Genomic DNA, 17511 nt, shown 5'->3' with positions numbered 1-17511 from the left:
AAGACGACAAGTTTGTTGAAGGATATAAGCGGCAAAGGACAGGAGACCATATGAGAGACATTCGTCAAATCCAGGATGAATCTTTTTTATTATTGCTGCAAAGCTCACTTAAAGCGATACCTTTTAATATCTTTCTATCAATAATAATCTGGGGGTATCTCATCTATAGGGGCGCCCCTGTTACTGCATCCACAATCTGGTTTCTGGCAATCTTTAGTTTAAGCATTTTACGCTGGATTTACAGCCGCCAATGTATTGCCAGCAGGTCCTATATCCATTCCAAAAAATCAAAAATGATTCTATTCGTCAGTCTCACTTTCATTATGGGGGGATTATGGGGTAGCTGTTATATTTTTTTTTATGATTATCTATCTGCTGCACATCAAAATATAATCACTCTGGTGCTTGGAGGAATGGCTGCTGGTGGTATTGCATCACTTTCTATTTATTTACCGGCATATTATGCCTATTTACTTCCTATGTTTATCCCTCTAATTGTTTACAATTATTCGTTTTTACAAGTAGATAAAAGCATACTAGCCACTATGTTTCTTCTTTTTGTTATAATGCTCATGGTAACTGCTAAATTCCCCTCCCAGCTTCTTTTGGAAACTATCAGATTGGGAAAGGAAAAAGACAACCTGATTCAGAATCTGAATCACACCAACCATGAAAAAGATGCAGTGCTTGAAGAAATTCATCGCATATCAATAACTGATTCTCTTACTGGACTTTATAATAGAAGATATTTTGACGCTCGTCTGGATGAAGAGTTGCGAAGGGCTAAGCGTAATCAGCATTATTTTAATTTAATATTAATCGATGTGGATGATTTCAAATTCGTTAATGATAATTTCGGCCATCCTGCAGGGGATTTAATGCTGAAACGACTGGCAAGGGCGATTAAAAAAACGGCTACTCGGGCAAACGACGCTGCTTTCAGAATCGGAGGAGATGAGTTTGCCGCGATGCTCGCCAACAGTACCGCTGCGGAGGCAATTAATATTTGTAAGAAAATACAGGAATGCTTCAAAGAAGAATCGGCTGTGAATAACACGACGCTTAGTATTGGTATAGTAACCGTACCACCTGAGAACATAGAAGCCGAAGACATAATCTCTGCAGCGGATAAAGCCTTGTATCAGGCAAAAAACTCAGGGAAAAATCAGATTCGTTCGATTGAATTGTAGTTCCAAATCCTTCTAAACGGCTACGCCCGAGGCGTTGTTGCGTAAATGAAGATGGGAGCACAAAAACTGTCTTTGCGAGCGCAAGTGAAGCAATCCATCTCCTTACTTTGTTCAAGCTTCGATCTGGATTGCTTCACTGTGTTCGCAAAGACGACAAGTTAGTTGTTTTGTTCTATTTACACAATAATGCCACGCGGAAATGACAGATTTGTGCTCAGTATCAACCGGCTATTTTTCCGCCTCAATCACATAAAGGCTGAAATTAAAATAATACTGACCCTGGTATTTTTCCTCACACTCTTTCGCATACATAGCCACCATTGCCTCATTAATTTCATCGATTAAAGAAGTGGAAACCTGGCCTTGGAAATATCCCACCCCTCTCACAAATTTGCGGAAAAAATCCAGTGAAGGCAACAGCAAAGAATGCTGATTTTTTTCTATATGGAATCTGCTGAACAACCCATTTTTGTTAAGATTCTCTTTTAACTTATTAAAGTCACTGTATTGGCTTCGGTCCACTGGCGAAACGAAATCACGTAACTCTGGGAACTGCCCCGATTGGGTTACCGCGACCGCTGTATTAATAAATGGATCATCACCGCATGGAAAAAGCAGAAAGATTCTGCCCCCTTTTTTCAAGGCGCGAAATATATTGTTATAAACCCCTATCAGATGTTTAGACCACTGCAGACACCAAAATGATACAACGTAGTCAAATTGTTCTTCAAATAGCAGTGACTCCATATCCATTTGTTTTACTGAAAAATTGGGATAAACCCGGCTAAGCTCTGCCGCCAGCCTAATCATATTTTCTGATGCATCAACCCCAATAATTGATCCATTTGGCAACATTTTAATCAAATTCTCGGTGAATGACCCGTTTCCACAACCAATGTCCAATATCTTATCCTGCGGCTTGAACTGCAGTCGGGGGAGATATTCCCTTGCGGCTGTCGCCTGAACATAAGAACCAATGGCATAATCCTCTGCTGGCCAATCATTAGTTTTCATAAAGGCTCCTGTTAAAATAATAATTTACCCGTTTCAGAATGACTTAAGCAATACAATTAACTGTATTAAATATAAGACAATAAATTGAGCAATGACTTTTTAGATTAAATTGTGTACAATGATGCAATTATTATTACACGTTCCGGAGAGTATCCAGGCCTATGTTTTTCCAAAACAAAACCAATATTGCAGTAATTGGAGGAAAAAAATCAGGAAAAACGGCGCTTATTAAGTATTTATGTGATGCTCCCTTTTCAACCGGCGAATTACCCTCTTTATTCTTTCGCACCAGACAGATTCCGGGATCTCATGCCAAGTTTAATTTCTATGAGTTAAGTTCGGAGCTAATCCTGACTAATGAAAGTTTAAAATGGAATGCTTTTATTAAGGATATTGATATCTTTATTTATTGCATCAACCTGCCAGAGTTTTTAAAACCAGACCAGGGCCATTCTTACGAAATATCCACTGTAGAAAGACTAAAATTATCCAACGCAAAATCAGGTATTCTGACTTATGTGGCCCTGACACATTATGACAAACTAGACGAGAAATTTACTCATTCAGTGGACACACTCGAAAAGCAATTAATTGCAGCGGGATTTAACACATTCATAACCTCTGCAAAGCCGGATGATACACAAACTTATTCTCCTTCCAGAGGAGCTGCTGGAATCAGGTTGCTAAGGCAAGCTATTGAAAACCATTTGGAAACACAGCCAATCGACTACGCAATTTCGCTTTTGAATGAACAGTATCCAGAGCTTAAAAAAGCATTGAGAGATCTGCATGCTGCCCTGAACCATTTACCAGTTTCAGAGAGAAACAGAATTGAGAATGAAACAGTCAATCTGATCGAGCGCTTTACCCGGGATGAAAATATTTCCAAACTCGCTGCCATTAACTATTACCAGCAAACCTGTACAAAAATACTTTATGATAATGCAGACTCCAGCTTTCGCTGGCGAAAATGGTACTCGCGTGTTTTGTTTAAAATTTTGTTAATTAGCGTTTTTATTATGGCGGCGACTATGGCCGGCTTTGTAGCAGGTTTGGCACTTGGCGCTAAAATGACAGGCCCTGGCGCTCTTTTCATTGCGGCGTTTGGCGCTTTAATGGGCGCCCTGGCCGGAATCTATCTGGCGACCCGACTCCCCTTTGATCAATTTCTTTCAAAATTCAGCTTCTTTAGTCCCAAAGAAGAAGTGGCTCTTGGAAATGTGATCAAAGCAGCCAGGGTAGCAAATGAGGCAGAGATGAATTGTGAAACACAGAACGAGGATCCGTTTCAGCTGGTTTAATTTCAATAATAGTAAGTTTTGCTTATTTAATCTCAATATTCATCGAAGGCGATATTTCCTGCTCGTGGCCTGTGGTTTTTTTATGAGTAAACCATAGCAAACCTCTTGACTGGTCTGCTTCAATGAATCCTAGTTCAGGAGTTCTTCGAGCATATTTTTTAGCTACATAAGTATTATAACGCTTCTCATCTATAACTTCGGATGAAGGTATTTCAGATTTTTTCTTATACACATTCATTTTTTCACTTAAATAAATGCTTTCCTCTGCTTCATCCAATTTAGACTCTAATGTTCTGACTATCATATCCGGGCAAGTGAATGTTCCTTCCAGTGTGCTGTCGAAAATAAGGTACCACAGGTTTAAGGAACCAAATTCCGGTTTAATCTGTGAAATCTGCTTGATGAATTCAGCGATATTAACTGCATTTAACTGTAAAAAGCCGGACTTGCGTGCTTCTTCCAATATAAATAACTGAATTGAGTGTGACCATTTACCATGAGTGACTCCTGCTCCCGGATCAGAGGATAGATAAGCATTTTTTAGTAACACATCGAGAAATAAACCGGTGGTTAATTCATCGATTAATACAGCTGTCGATTTGGGGAAATCAAATTCAGTATTGGTTCGATATTCCGCAGGAACAGGCTCGTCTGATCCCTGATTAAAATGATTTACACTCCCCCACTCATCAAAAAACTTTCTTATAGTATGCTTCTCTGTACGTCCTGCTCTGCCTTCAGATTGTTTAAATTCATAGTAGCTTTTAGCGAATTTCTTGAAACCGGCAAGCATCATCTCTTCATTGCATAAAAAAGAAAGCACCTTGATTACATCTTGTTCCAGACTTTCTTCAAGGCTGGAAAAGCCTGTATCGCTCAAATACAATTTATAGTCGTTATTATCTGAATTTCCCTTGGTAATAAGTTGAAGCATTTTGGCACTCTATATATTCATTCAGATCAAAACTCTATCAGAAAATAATTAAGAAAACCTTATTTTGCTCATAGCGTCAGAAACAAAATTCGCGCGTAAACTCAATTCAGTTTAAGATGAATGCTGACTGAAAGAACGCTTAACATCATAGATACTTTCATTGGAGGCCGGCAATGGATTTGACTTACCATATTGCAGAACTTTTACTACTCGTTTCTTATTTATTACGTGACATGCTTCATCTAAGAATAGTAGCCTGTTTCGTTAGTCTGCTTTATATTTTCTATGGCATAAACCACAATCTGCCCGAGATCTATTGGTGGTCGGTTATTTATCTTGTAGTCAATATATTCCAAATCTTATTAATTTTCCGACAAAAATTACCTGCCCAGCTCGCTCCACCTCTACAAGCGATTAAAGACCAGTTGTTTACTCACATGCTAACCTCCGAGTTTGTGAAGTTAATTAAACTCAGCAAGGAAGGGGAAGCTCGCACGGCATCATTGATGAGCAGGGATCAACCCGTATCACGTCTCCTCTTATTGACTGAAGGAAAAGCCTTGATTTACCGCGATAAACAGATCATTGAACTGAAGCCTTATCATTTTCTGGGAGAAATGAGTTTTTTTAATAATCAACTTGCCACTGCGGATGTCATCGTAAAAGAGCCTGTGAAATTTATCTACTGGGAATACGAAACCCTCAAGCGATTACAGGAACGTCAACCTGGATTATTCATTTTCATGCTCGAAGCCATTGGAAAAGATATGGTACTCAAATTGATGAATACACCCGATCTGGCCGAGGTCAGGCATTGACCACTAAACTGCCCTGAGTTAATAAATTCTGCAACATTTCAACGGAAGTTGCACCAGCAGGGACATAGTTTAGCAGGGTAATCGTCTGAACCACTGCCCCATTGGGATCAGCCGATAAACTCAACAGGCTGTCATTCACTCCTCCTATGTTGTCGCTGTTAATAACAGAGATATTGATATAGTTACTCAGACTGGATGGATTGGAGGGATTATAATTATTAAATATCTGATCCAGCGTGAGCACATCGCCTTCTGCAGGCTTAAAATCGGCAATTACATCTTGTTGTGGAGATTGCGCAGTCAAAGATGCTGCATCAAAATGAAAATTATCAGCGCCCTTGCCTCCGATCATCAAATCATTTCCCATCCCGCCATTAAAGCTATTATTTCCAGCATCACCAACCAGTAAATCACCTATATCGCTGCCATTAATAACCGCGCCTCCATGTTGCTCATTGACATAAATGGCATCGAGGTTTTCATTCGAACTTAAATGCAATACGCCTAAATCCTGTAAATCAAGGACGGTCAGATCAGAATCAATTGCCGTGACATAATCCAGCACAGTATCGCCTAATCCGCCATTATCAAGCCCGTGATCGACACCATCAAAATAAAGACTGAACTGCCAGGTGCCGCTGGTCTGATCCTGATGCAACTGATAAATATTCATTCCGGTCAAACTTAGATCAGGACTTAATACATCCGTTAAATTCAAAGCACCCAGCAAAGGAGCGACAATTGGATCAAGGATATCATTGAGTTCAGTGATTAATGTATCCGTATTCACCGCAAGATTTAAGCTGGCTAAACCTGCCAGGAAACTGGTGTCGAGATTCAAGATAATATCGGCTCGCAAATCCTGGGAGAAGCTTAAGAGATAATCGCCGTTTTCTTTGATATGCAGGCCGTTTACTGAGACATCCAGTATTTTAACTTCCAGCTGAGCACCTGCTGAGACGGCATCTTCAAGCGTTGATGTCAAAGCAAGAATACCTTGATCCACAGTATCTATCGCATTATTTAGCGTGGACAAATAATTGGGATCCAAAGCATCCAGTTGTCCGATAATGGTCGTTGATAATGATTTTATGGAGTTAACCAGTGCTTGATTTAGAAGTAAACTTAGAGGAGTGGGTGTTAATTCGTCGATCAAATCCGTCAGCGCACCAATTAGACTATCTATACCAGTCGCTGTCGACAAACCGTCGAGCAAACTATTCAGACCGGTCCCCAGTAAATTGTCCAGTCCAGTCAATAAATCCCCGACTAAATTCAGTAAAATAGCAATGGGATTGGAGTTTAGAACCGTTTGTAATTGTAGCAATAAACCATCCAAAGTATTCAGATTAGCTTCAATTATTCCCAGTGCATCATCCACCAGCCCATCCAGTTCAGTGAGTAAGGGGTTAAACAATAAATCGACCTGCGCCCCGACACTGGCTGATAAATCAGTGGTCACGGTTACATCGATACTCAGATCATTAATTCCTGCAGTTGAACCATCAAATGACAGGGAATAATTGTTACTTACAGGATTGAACAAAATCAGGTCTTCATTGGCAAAATCCCCTACACCCGGAAGACTACTATCCGCAGCCAGTGAGAAAACCATCTGTCCGGCGCTGGCATGATTATCAGGAAAAACATACAGAGAATTAATGCTTTGACTATCGTCCAGACCATGACTGGAACCGTCGAAATACAAACTAAAATTGTTGCCATTCCACTGGATTACATCATTGGTGCCGGCAAGCACATTACCCGGCAAAGTTGAAGCAGCTGAGAGAGTAAACAATACTGAACCATTATCAAGAATATGGACAGAACTAATATTTCGATTGTTTAAACTGCCATTTGTAATGGCCGCCAAATCGAATGATTCATGAAATTGTCCATTATTATATTCAATCAATGTCTGATTGTCATAGCCGCTGACCTGACGCTCATTTCCGCCTCCTTCAGTAGAAAATAGAATCGTATCATGAACTTCCGTACCTTCGGTTAAGGAAAAGGCATTCAGATTTTCCGGCAAATTATCCAGTAAGCCGCCAAGCAAACCATCGTTGGAGGCCAGTCCATGTTCGCTGCCGTCAAAGAATAATTTAAGTGTATTAACATCCCACTGATTAGTGACTGGATTTTTGGTGACCGAATAAATATCCTCACCTCGAAAGGTTAATGCCGAGAGTGGATCAAATGGATTGGATAAGAGTTCACCCAGGGAGCCAAAGAGCAGGTCAACATTTAAAATGGGAGCCAGAGAAAAATACAAGGTATCCCCTTTCACCTCAAGGCCATCAATTTCAATTAAACGAGTGTCTGGATCCAGTAAGGCAGCGACTAAACCGGCCAAATCAACATTGTTCAATGCCTGTAGTGCATTGCCAAGCAATTCATCCGTCAGTCCAATATCCTCTCCGCTGAAGAAAATATCCAGAGAGCCAATATCCCAGGAGCCATTGACGCGATTAATCGATAAGACCTCAGTGCCATTTGCGGTAATTCCGCCCCAGACATCCAATGTCTGCAAAGCATAGGCCAAATCAACGTCAACCAGATTACTTAATGTAAAATACAAAGTGCCATTATTAAAACTGTTATCACTTGAGGTAAATGAAAAATCATCCATATTAAAATCAATGAGCAGATTCTGGAAAATTCCGTCATTTAAAAGACCGTCCTGAAGCCCCTGAGCACTGCCATCCAGAAATAGTTCAAAAGTATATCGTCCATCGCTGCCCTGTGTCGCCAGAACAATGTCCTGGTTTTCAAAGCTGCCAATTCCCGGTAAATTTCCACCAGTTGCAGTAGAAAATAAAATCTGATTTCCCACAACATGCAAGCCGTCAATACTGAATCCTAAAAGCGAGAGTTGATTTAACAGACTGGTTTCAAAATTGAAATTTTCGCTGCCATTAAAGGCCATTTCATAGCCATCGGCAGTTAATTTCAAGATGTCTTCATTAAAGAACACACCTTCCTGCTCGAGAATCAGAGCCAGAGCATCTTCGGTAGTTCCTCCCGCGAGAATCCCCCCGGGGCCGATCAAAGCCGCTATCAATGCCGGCAAGTCACCTTCAATCGGATCCAATGCCGACAAGCCGTAAAAACCTTCCATAGGCACTACACCGCCTAAAGAGGTTGTCAGATACATCGTATCCCCGGCATTGGGATTAAAAACAGCATTATCAGCCACATTGACTATAAACTGTGCAGCACCGAGGTTGACCGGATCGCCATCTCGATCCACGGCTCGAATAGCCGTACTGAAATCAAGAGCAAGCCACTCTTCATTGGCAGCATGATCAATCGCTGTAATGAGGGTGAAGGTATAATCCCCATCCGCTTCCAACTCAAGTGTGAAGACCGGCGAGCCATTCACCAGTGCCGACAAGGTATTGCCATTCACTTCATAAGTAACCGCCTCACCATTGACAGTTACCGCCGGCAAGTTAGTCAATTCGGCCTGGGAACGGAATAAAAAGAAGCCCTGCTCATCTCCGCCAAAGGCAACCAAGGCATCAAGACTACCCAAAACAGCAACAGGCCCTAAGCTTAGATTGCTTTCATACACATTGGCATTCTCAGCGCTGGCGGTCACAATAGGCACATCATCCTGAATAGCAATCACAAATTGACTACCAAGATTAACCAGATCATTATCATTGTCGATAAGATTAATCACTGAGCCCAGGTTAACCAATACTTGTTCAAGATCATTGCCATTTGCAAGGGGATGGTCGATCGCAGCTAAAAGATTGAATATAAAATTGCCTGCTATACCACCGCTATTCAATTCAAATGTAAAGATATCCACACCCGCAGCGCTGGCTGTCAGAATATTCCCGTTCAGGGAATAACTCAGACCGGCACCGTTTGCTGTGAGATTATTAGCAATTAAAATAGCTTCATAGTTGGTATCAAAAACCCATTGACCGCTGTCATTGCCAACACTCGCCAGAGCGGCCAGCGAACCGCTAACCGATAAGGTCTGCCCTCCTTCGCTGTTACCCGCTGGCAGCACATCTTCATGTACAGTTTCACTTAATGAAGCTCCACTTAGGGAGGTAATGGCATCAATGATCTGGAGATGTTCACCCAATGAAATCTGAGCGCTAAGCTGATCATTATCTCCATCCAGTGCCGTTGCGATGACAAAAATACTATTCACAGCCAAATTTAAAGCATTAGCTCCTGCTGCATCAGGATGGATTACCGAGCGATATTGGGTAAAACTGACCAGGCCTGCAGCGTCAACACTCAGAGTAAATACCAGCTGACCATTGGCACGGCCCTCAATGCTTCCATTGTTGTTAGTTAACAGAATGGAGGCGCCGGTTAAACTGTCGATTAGTCCTGAGTCAGTATTATCGCCGCCACTAATCTGCAACGTATAATCAAGATTGCCTTCATCCTCTCCCAAATCCGCACCGAAAGCTGCGGCAACCGAAGTTGTGCCTGTTAGACCTAACTGAGCTTCATTAACTGTTAATAACGGAACTAATCCGGGATCCACCGTCAGTTGGGGCACATCATCGATGATAGACAGGACTGAGGTTAAATCCAGTAGTGCGCTGCTGTTGTCGCCATCAAGATCGCTTAAACTGGCGATAACCCATAGAATATTGTTATCAAGATTAATTGAGTTAGTGCCGCCGCCATCACTATGCACCACCGCGCGAAACTGGGTGAACGACAGTTCACCGCTGCTGTCGATGCTGACACTAAAGACCAGTTCATCACCTAATTGCGTGCGCCCTTCCACTACAGTGCCATTAAAGCTTAATATCACCGCTTCCTGACTGAGGGTATCAAACAGGCCGCTGTTAACATTGTTAATCTGCAAGGCATAATCTATCGGCAGGCTGCCGTCCGCGCCAATCGCGGCTTCAAAGGCCAGCGCCAGAGAAACGCTGGCCGTGGTATTGAGACTGTTTTCATTAACCGATGCAGTGCCTGCCAAATCCCCATCCACCGTTAATAAAGGCACTCCGTCTATCACCTGAATCAAAGCCCCCACATCAAGACTTTCACTGACTGTATCCCCATCGCCATCGGTAACGGTAGCCACCAGGATAATCAGATCTTCAGAAAACAATAGGGAGTTCGTGCCATTGCCGGCGGGATGAATCACGCCGCGGTCTAAATCCAGTACAATGGCATTGGCGTCCACACTCAAAGTAAACACTAAAAGCCCGCCGGCTCGCCCTTCGACATTGCTCTCGGCATTGATGCTCAGCAGCACCGGCAAACCGTTTAAACTATCGATTAAGCCGGAGTCATTACTGGCCAGTTCAAAATGATAGTCGACACTACCGCCATCCGGGCCTGTATTGCTGGTAAATACCGTATTCAAGGCAATCGAGCTGTTGACTCCCAGACTTGCTTCATTCACAGTCAAAGCGCCCACGCCAGGATCGGTCACTGATACACTCGGACCCGCATCATGAATGGACACTATGGCCGATAAATCAATACCCTGAATCGCCTGATCATTGTCGCCATCAAGGACGGTGGCTACCACTTCTACGACACTGGCCGGGAATACAAGCGGATCTGCTGGATCGCTGCTGTCCGGATGAATAATGGGGCGAAACTGGGTAAAGAGGAGTTCCCCGCTGGCATCAATGCTAATGGTAAAAACCAGCTCGCCATTGGCGCGGCCTTCAATGACACCATTGTTGTCTGTTAACAGAACAGCAGCGCCGCTTAAGCTGTCAGTCAAGCCGGACTGAGTATTGATAATGGATAAACCATAGGCCAATGAGCCGGCATCCACTCCAAAATCAGGAATAAACGCAGCGGCAAGCGAGACGCTGTTCGAAACGCCCAACCCAGTTTCCATGACTAAAATGCTGCCAATTAGTCCGGCATCCACGGTTAGCTGCGGCACATCATCAATGATGAAGAGCACTGAGGTTAAATCCAGTAGTGCGCTGCTGCTGTCGCCATCAAGATCGCTTAAACTGGCGATAACCCATAGAATATTGTTATCAAGATTAATTGAGTTAGTGCCGCCGCCATCACTATGCACCACCGCGCGAAACTGGGTGAACGACAGTTCACCGCTGCTGTCAATGCTGACACTAAAGACCAGCTCATCACCCAATTGCGTGCGTCCTTCCACTACATTGCCATTGAAGCTTAATATCACCGCTTCCTGACTTAAGGTATCAATCAGGCCGCTGTCGGGATCGGCATTATTAAACTCTAAGGCATATCTAATTGGCAGACTGCCGTCCGCGCCAATTGTGAATTCAAAGACCTGCGCCAGCGACGTACTGACGGTTGTATTTAAGCTATTTTCATTGGCATTCAGGGGGCCGGCCAGGCCGGTGTCTACCGTTAATGCTGGCACTCCGTCTACCACCTGAATCAAGGCGCCGACATCAATGTTTTCACTGACCGTATCCCCGTCACCATCGGTAACGGTAGCCACCAGGCTAATCAGGTCTTCCGCAAACAACAGTGAGTTCGTGCCATTGCCGGCGGGATGAATCACGCCGCGGTCTAAATCCAGTACAATCGCATTGGCGTCCACGCTCAAAGTAAACACCAACAGCCCGCCGGCTCGCCCTTCGACATTGCCCTGGGCATTGATGCTCAGCAACACCGGCAAACCGCTTAGGCTATCGATTAAACCGGAATCATTGCTGACCAGTTCAAAATGATAGTCGACACTGCCGCCATCCGGCCCCACATTGCTGCTAAATACGGTAGTCAAAGCAATTGAGCTGTTTACCGCCAGATTGGCCTCATTCACACTTAGGGCGCCAGCTCCGGGATCGGTCACTGATAGACTCGGACCTGCATCCTGAATGGAGATCAGCGAAGCGATATCTAAAAAGCTGCTGCCTTGATCCCCATCGCCATCGGTGGCTACAGCCACGACAGCTACTATTCCTGAGGGAAAATTTATCACTTCATTGGGGAGAGAGTTATCAGGATGAACAATAGGCCTAAATTGTGTAAATGAAAGCTCCGCATTGGCATCAATAGTGAATACCAATACCAGATTGCCTCCGGCATAACCCACTATTTCACCAGCAGCGTTTACGCTAAGAATTATTGGAAGTCCGGTTAAACTATCAGTCAGGCCGCTTACAGTATTATTAAGTTGAAGTTGATACTCAAGGGACGACAGGCCATCGGCTCCACCCTGACCAATAAAACTATCGGCCAGAGAAGTGCTTAATGTGACGTTCAAAACACTATCACTAAACTGGATTGACTCGGGAATGTCAGTGGACAGGACTACGAACGGCGTATCGTCAGCAATAACAATTATAAACTGATTATTTAAGGTGATGCCGTCTCCGTCACCATCCGTTGCTTCGATTAGAAAACCTAAGGGAATAGGAATAACTGACGAATCAGAGCCCAAATGATCCAATGATTGCTGCAGAATAAACTGGTAGCTGCCATCTGAGTTTACTATTAAGGTAAAAACTTCATTCCCGTCAGGATCCAAAGCCTGTAATCGATTGTCTGAAATCTGATAATCCAATGGTTGCCCGCCTGAACTCAGCCCAAAACTCTCAAGAACAGTGCTTAAGACAGGTTCTGATATAAAATGAAAACCGGCCTGACCATCCGCACCAAACGAAACAAGTGCGGATAATGCTCCACTAATTTCGGATATGGGATTGGGAATATCGATATTGGCTCCAGGCAAAGCATCTTCATGCAGAAGCGACTGTTGATTGCTTCCAGACACAGCCAGAGGAATATCATCATTGATCCGGGTAATAAAAGTACCTGGGGGTAAGTTAATATTTCCTATTTGAATAAATTCGCTTAAATCAATAACAATCTGATCCGCACCGGGTAAGGGATGATCAAGATTATTGTTTAACTGAAAGCTAAACTGATTATTCGGTAAAATCTGCAGAATAAATATCGTTTCACCACCAGCCTGGGCAATCAGTTGAGAGTTTTCGATAATGTAATTAATCGGAAGATCATTTGAAGTGAAGGGTAGAACTCCCGAGCCTGCGGCTAAAGCAACAGGGCTGTTTTCTGGATTTAACAGAGTCAGGTTCCCGGAATATGTCGTAGCCGCACCGGGGGCATGTCCATTCTGAAGTCCTGATTCAAAAAGAGAGACACTAACCGAAGCATTCGACTCTCTTGATTCCGTTGATTCAGTACTATTAGTTTGATCAGCGTCAGAATCGAGTAAGGTTAAACGCCTGGTAAGAAAGAACCAGTTATCCAATAATGTATTAATAATGGACTGACTAATACCTAATGTATCATATCCTGCATCCACATATCCCAGAGAATAATAAGGATTGAATGAAACGAAAGTGCTCCCATCGAGATTATCAGGTTCGACGATCAGATAGGAAGGAGGCAGAAAATTAAGCAGATAATTGAAAAGATCAGGATCCGTCTGCTCAGCGCCATCATCTCGTTCAGCGACCTCAGCTGGCGGATAGGCGGGACGTTGCACTGCAAAAAAACTGTCATTAATGGAAATCACCAGGGTATTTGAAAGAAAGAGAGGAAGAATCCTAGCAACCTGTGGAAGCTCAAACTGTGTATTTAAAGCCAGCTGACTAAAGATCCCGGAGTTTACAGCAACAGCCATAGAACAACATCCTTCCAGGAAACATTTGATGATTAATTATAGTTTACTTTTTGGATAATTTATGGGCAGCTATCAATATTTTTTTATCATATTCTATTGATGATCTAATTGTGATTTACTGCCCCACGGATAAACAAAAACAGCACTTGCAAGAGCATTTTATAACAGTAAAGCCACCGCTTTTTGCCAGCCGGTAAAATCACAGTCTCTCTGTTGATAACCTTCATCAGGGTTGAATTCTTTTGCACATTGCCAGCTGCTCTCCAGATCGCCAGGCTCAGAATACAGACCGCAGCCCAAAGCGGCCAGCATGGCAGCACCTTGCGCGGTAGACTCAATATCAAGCGGCTTTTGTACAGTCATCTGACACTGATTAGCAAGAAACTGAAGAAGCCAGTGATTGGCAGCCATTCCCCCATCCACGCGTAAAACATTCAAGTCGGTCTCAACAGCATCTTGCATGCAGCGTATCACCTCGCGCGTGAGATAAGCTACGCTTTCCAGTGCCGCTCGGGCAATATGAGCACGGTTACTCTTGCGAGACAATCCCACAATAATGGCGCCAGGAGTCGAAAGCCAGTACGGAGCTCCGAGTCCTGTAAACGATGGTACAAGATATACACCCGCATTATCATTCAGTGATTCAGCCAGCTGCTCAGTTTCAGCAGCTGTTTGGATAAGTTTCATTTCATCTCTCAGCCACTTAATTGTGGTTCCGGCATGATAGAGACTGCCTTCGAGCGCATAAGCAGTCTGGCCCTTAATCTCGTAGGCAATCGTAGTTAGCAAATGACTGGCAAAGGACACCGGTTCTCTACCTGTATTCATCATCAGAAAGCCGCCTGTACCATAGGTGGCTTTAATCATTCCTTTATTAAAGCAACGTTGTCCGATTAATGCTGCCTGCTGATCGCCGGCCACTCCTGTAATGGGAATCTCAGCACCCAGCCATGAGCTATCTATTGTTCCAAAATGAGCATCAGAGGCTAGCACTTGGGGCAAGAGTGTGGAGTTGACATGGAAGAGATCGAGTAATTCCTTATCCCATTGTCTTTCATGAATATTGAATAATAAAGTTCTTGAGGCATTGGTAATATCGGTGACATGCGCCTTGCCTCTCGTTAAACGCCAGATTAAAAAACTGTCAATTGTACCGATTGCCAGTTCACCTGAATGTGCCAGCCTCGCGGCTTCAGGAATATTTTTAATTAACCAGTGTATTTTACTGGCGGAAAAATAGGGATCGGGCAGCAGTCCGGTTTTTGCCTGAATTAGTTCTTTCTCAGTATGCAAGCTATCGCAAAAATCCTGGGTTCTTCTGTCCTGCCATACAATAGCCCGGTGCAGGCATTCGCCAGTTTTTTTATTCCAGAGTAAAACGGTTTCCCGCTGATTCGTGATCCCGCAGGCAGCAATCGATTTTAACTCAACACCGCTAACAACATCTTTTAAAGCGGCCAGGGTTTTAGACCAAATTTCTTCAGGACAATGTTCAACCCACCCGGGTTCAGGATAATATTGAGTGAGAGGGTATTGACTGGAGGTGATAAGCCTGCCATTACTTTCATAGAGCATGGCTCTGGTACTGCTTGTTCCCTGATCGATTGCAAGTAAGTATTTCATGCCCTGTTCTCTTTCGTATTATCCCTGGAAATAATTCTATACGCTTTTTACGGAGAGCAAAATACATGGTTGAAGGATATGATGTGGCGGTGATTGGCGGCGGGATTAATGGCTGTGGTATCGCAGCGGATGCAGCATTGCGCGGACTTTCCGTAGTTTTGCTGGAAAAAGATGATATTGCCTCAAAAACCTCCTCAAACAGCAGTAAATTAATTCACGGGGGCCTGCGCTACCTCGAATATTATGATTTCTCTCTGGTAAAAAAAGCACTGGACGAAAGACAATTGCTAATCAGTCTTGCTCCACATCTTGTCTACCCTACCACCTTTGTTCTGCCCTATCTGCAATCCATGCGCCCGACCTGGCTTTTACGTACTGGTCTTTTTTTATATGACAATCTCAGTCGTAAAAATAAATTACCCAAAAGCCGTTTAATTAAGCGCAACAAAAGCCCGAATTATTTCAGCGCGCTCAATCCGGAATTTAACAAGGGCTTTTTATTTTCGGACTGTACTACGGATGATTCCCGTCTAACCCTGGTCAATGCATTGCTTGCCAGAGAACATGGTGCACACATTTTACCTCAAACGGAATTATGTGCTGCTGAAGCCCATGATAATCAATGGACACTGCGCATACGCAGTAAAAATCAATCGATTGAAACCATTACGGCAAAAGTGGTAATCAATGCAGCAGGCCCCTGGGTGGAATCTCTGAATACCCTTCTTGGAATTAAATCTGAATATAAAATATCGATGGTTCAGGGCAGTCATTTCGTCGTTCCCAAACTCTATGAGGGAGATCACGCCTATCTATTACAAAATACGGATAACCGCATCGTTTTTGTAATTCCTTATTATGGGCATACCATGATTGGCACCACCGATGTGCCATTTTCTGGCGATTTGGATCACGTAGCCATTTCTCCCATTGAAATAAACTATCTGTTCAAGCTCGTTCGCGGTTATTTTAAGCATCATCTGACCCACGGCGATATTATCAATACCTGGAGCGGGGTTCGTCCTCTACTATTCAAGCTGGGAGAAAGCCCTCAGGCATTAAGCAGGGACTATCTTTTTCATATGAATTACTCACCTGCGCCAGTAGTCTCTATTTACGGTGGTAAAATTACCACCTATCGCCAGTTAGCTACTGAAACGATTGATCAGCTAAAGCCGGTTTTTCCCGGTTTACCTGCATCAGGCAGTTCAAAAGCAGCTCTTCCTGGTGCGAAACTTGAATCGATGTCCTTTAATGAATATCAATTTCATGCAAGGGAAATGTATCATTGGCTTGCCCCTGGTATACTCACCCGCTACCTGCGAACGTATGGAACCAGAACCGAGCTGCTTCTGGCTGGTTGTAAAAAAATGAATGATCTTGGATCGGAAATTGGTCATGGGCTTTATACCAAAGAAGTGGATTATTTAATGAATCAGGAATGGGCAAGCTGCGCTGATGATATTTTATGGCGAAGAACCAAACTGGGGCTTGAGCTCTCGGTTGAGGAAAAAATCAAACTGGAGAGGTATTGCAATCGTCAGCAAGAATAGTCTCAGTTTATTTCACAATACCCGCTAAAAATCGATCCAGACCATTGGCAAAACTCTGGATTTCTCTGGCGCTTATTTTAGGCGGGCCGCCAGAAAGCATTTGCGCGCCGCGCAAGACTTCATTAAAGTTACGCATTGACAAATGGCTTTTTACATTGTTTGCGGTATACATCTCTCCTCTCGGATTTAAAGCAAAACCCCCGTTAGTGATTATTATATCCGCCAGTGGGATATCAGCGGTAATCACTAAATCACCAGGCTCTATATTTTCTGCAATGTATTTATCGGCCATATCAAATCCCGCCCCCACCTGATGTTTCCTGATAAAGGGGGAGGCAGGAATAGTCAGATTATGATTTGAGACAATCATGAGTAAGCGCTGAGTTCTGATTGCTGCCCGAAATACGATTTCCTTAATCGGTTTTGGACAGGCATCACCATCGATCCATATTTGCATTGATAATTGATAGTTGAGATTAGTT

The 17511-nt window shown here is 43.4% G+C and carries 9 protein-coding genes; 4 read left to right on the top strand and 5 right to left on the bottom strand.

Translation table 11 applies throughout. From position 1 onward, the window contains the following. The first annotated feature begins 50 nt into the window (after positions 1 to 50). Positions 51 to 1190 (top strand): GGDEF domain-containing protein, encoded by a 1140-nt coding sequence (locus E1O89_RS01990; protein WP_133138689.1) that lies wholly within the window; start codon positions 51 to 53, stop codon positions 1188 to 1190. A gap of 228 nt (positions 1191 to 1418) precedes the next feature. On the opposite strand, the gene E1O89_RS01985 is transcribed toward E1O89_RS01990, so the two are convergent. Beyond that, positions 1419 to 2204 (bottom strand): class I SAM-dependent methyltransferase, encoded by a 786-nt coding sequence (locus E1O89_RS01985; protein WP_133138688.1) that lies wholly within the window; start codon positions 2202 to 2204, stop codon positions 1419 to 1421. Between the two features lie 161 nt (positions 2205 to 2365). Between E1O89_RS01985 and E1O89_RS01980 the strand changes: the two genes are divergently transcribed. Continuing rightward, positions 2366 to 3505, top strand: a complete 1140-nt coding sequence (locus E1O89_RS01980; RefSeq protein ID WP_133138687.1) for a GTPase domain-containing protein — start codon at positions 2366 to 2368, stop codon at positions 3503 to 3505. 22 nt (positions 3506 to 3527) lie between these two features. Here E1O89_RS01980 and E1O89_RS01975 read toward each other — a convergent pair whose 3' ends face one another. Continuing rightward, entirely contained in the window at positions 3528 to 4439 is a 912-nt protein-coding gene (locus E1O89_RS01975) for a LirA/MavJ family T4SS effector (RefSeq protein ID WP_133138686.1), read from the bottom strand. 173 nt (positions 4440 to 4612) lie between these two features. Here E1O89_RS01975 and E1O89_RS01970 point away from each other — a divergent pair, with 173 nt between their 5' ends. Continuing rightward, positions 4613 to 5257, top strand: a complete 645-nt coding sequence (locus E1O89_RS01970; RefSeq protein ID WP_133138685.1) for a cyclic nucleotide-binding domain-containing protein — start codon at positions 4613 to 4615, stop codon at positions 5255 to 5257. On the opposite strand, the gene E1O89_RS01965 is transcribed toward E1O89_RS01970, so the two are convergent. Both E1O89_RS01965 and glpK read right to left on the bottom strand, forming a co-directional pair. Then, entirely contained in the window at positions 5247 to 13853 is an 8607-nt protein-coding gene (locus tag E1O89_RS01965; RefSeq protein ID WP_133138684.1) for a DUF5801 repeats-in-toxin domain-containing protein, read from the bottom strand. The genes E1O89_RS01970 and E1O89_RS01965 overlap by 11 nt on opposite strands. A 159-nt stretch (positions 13854 to 14012) precedes the next feature. After that, entirely contained in the window at positions 14013 to 15476 is a 1464-nt protein-coding gene (gene glpK, locus E1O89_RS01960; RefSeq protein WP_133138683.1) for a glycerol kinase GlpK, read from the bottom strand. 65 nt (positions 15477 to 15541) lie between these two features. Between glpK and glpD the strand changes: the two genes are divergently transcribed. Beyond that, on the top strand, positions 15542 to 17029 hold the full coding sequence (gene glpD / locus E1O89_RS01955; protein ID WP_133138682.1) for a glycerol-3-phosphate dehydrogenase: 1488 nt from the start codon (positions 15542 to 15544) through the stop codon (positions 17027 to 17029). A 7-nt stretch (positions 17030 to 17036) separates the two neighbouring features. Here the strand turns inward: glpD and E1O89_RS01950 are convergent, their stop codons facing one another. Further along, positions 17037 to 17486 carry a YaiI/YqxD family protein gene (locus E1O89_RS01950; protein ID WP_133138681.1) on the bottom strand — a complete coding sequence of 150 codons (450 nt, stop codon included), beginning with the start codon at positions 17484 to 17486 and terminating at the stop codon, positions 17037 to 17039. Between the last annotated feature and the right edge of the window lie 25 nt (positions 17487 to 17511).

Origin of the sequence: Legionella genomosp. 1 (assembly GCF_900640215.1) — a bacterium.
In the GTDB taxonomy this organism is placed as follows: Bacteria; Pseudomonadota; Gammaproteobacteria; order Legionellales; family Legionellaceae; genus Legionella_C; species Legionella_C quinlivanii_A.
The sequence above is the reverse complement of the archived record's forward strand: the minus strand, read 5'-3'. Positions and strand labels throughout refer to the sequence as shown.

Excerpts from the sequence above, each read along its gene's own strand:
- E1O89_RS01990 (WP_133138689.1), top strand. The coding sequence starts at position 51 with ATGAGAGACATTCGTCAAATCCAGGATGAATCTTTTTTATTATTGCTG.
- E1O89_RS01985 (WP_133138688.1), bottom strand. The coding sequence starts at position 2,204 with ATGAAAACTAATGATTGGCCAGCAGAGGATTATGCCATTGGTTCTTAT.
- E1O89_RS01980 (WP_133138687.1), top strand. The coding sequence starts at position 2,366 with ATGTTTTTCCAAAACAAAACCAATATTGCAGTAATTGGAGGAAAAAAA.
- E1O89_RS01975 (WP_133138686.1), bottom strand. The coding sequence starts at position 4,439 with ATGCTTCAACTTATTACCAAGGGAAATTCAGATAATAACGACTATAAA.
- E1O89_RS01970 (WP_133138685.1), top strand. The coding sequence starts at position 4,613 with ATGGATTTGACTTACCATATTGCAGAACTTTTACTACTCGTTTCTTAT.
- E1O89_RS01965 (WP_133138684.1), bottom strand. The coding sequence starts at position 13,853 with ATGGCTGTTGCTGTAAACTCCGGGATCTTTAGTCAGCTGGCTTTAAAT.
- glpK (WP_133138683.1), bottom strand. The coding sequence starts at position 15,476 with ATGAAATACTTACTTGCAATCGATCAGGGAACAAGCAGTACCAGAGCC.
- glpD (WP_133138682.1), top strand. The coding sequence starts at position 15,542 with ATGGTTGAAGGATATGATGTGGCGGTGATTGGCGGCGGGATTAATGGC.
- E1O89_RS01950 (WP_133138681.1), bottom strand. The coding sequence starts at position 17,486 with ATGCAAATATGGATCGATGGTGATGCCTGTCCAAAACCGATTAAGGAA.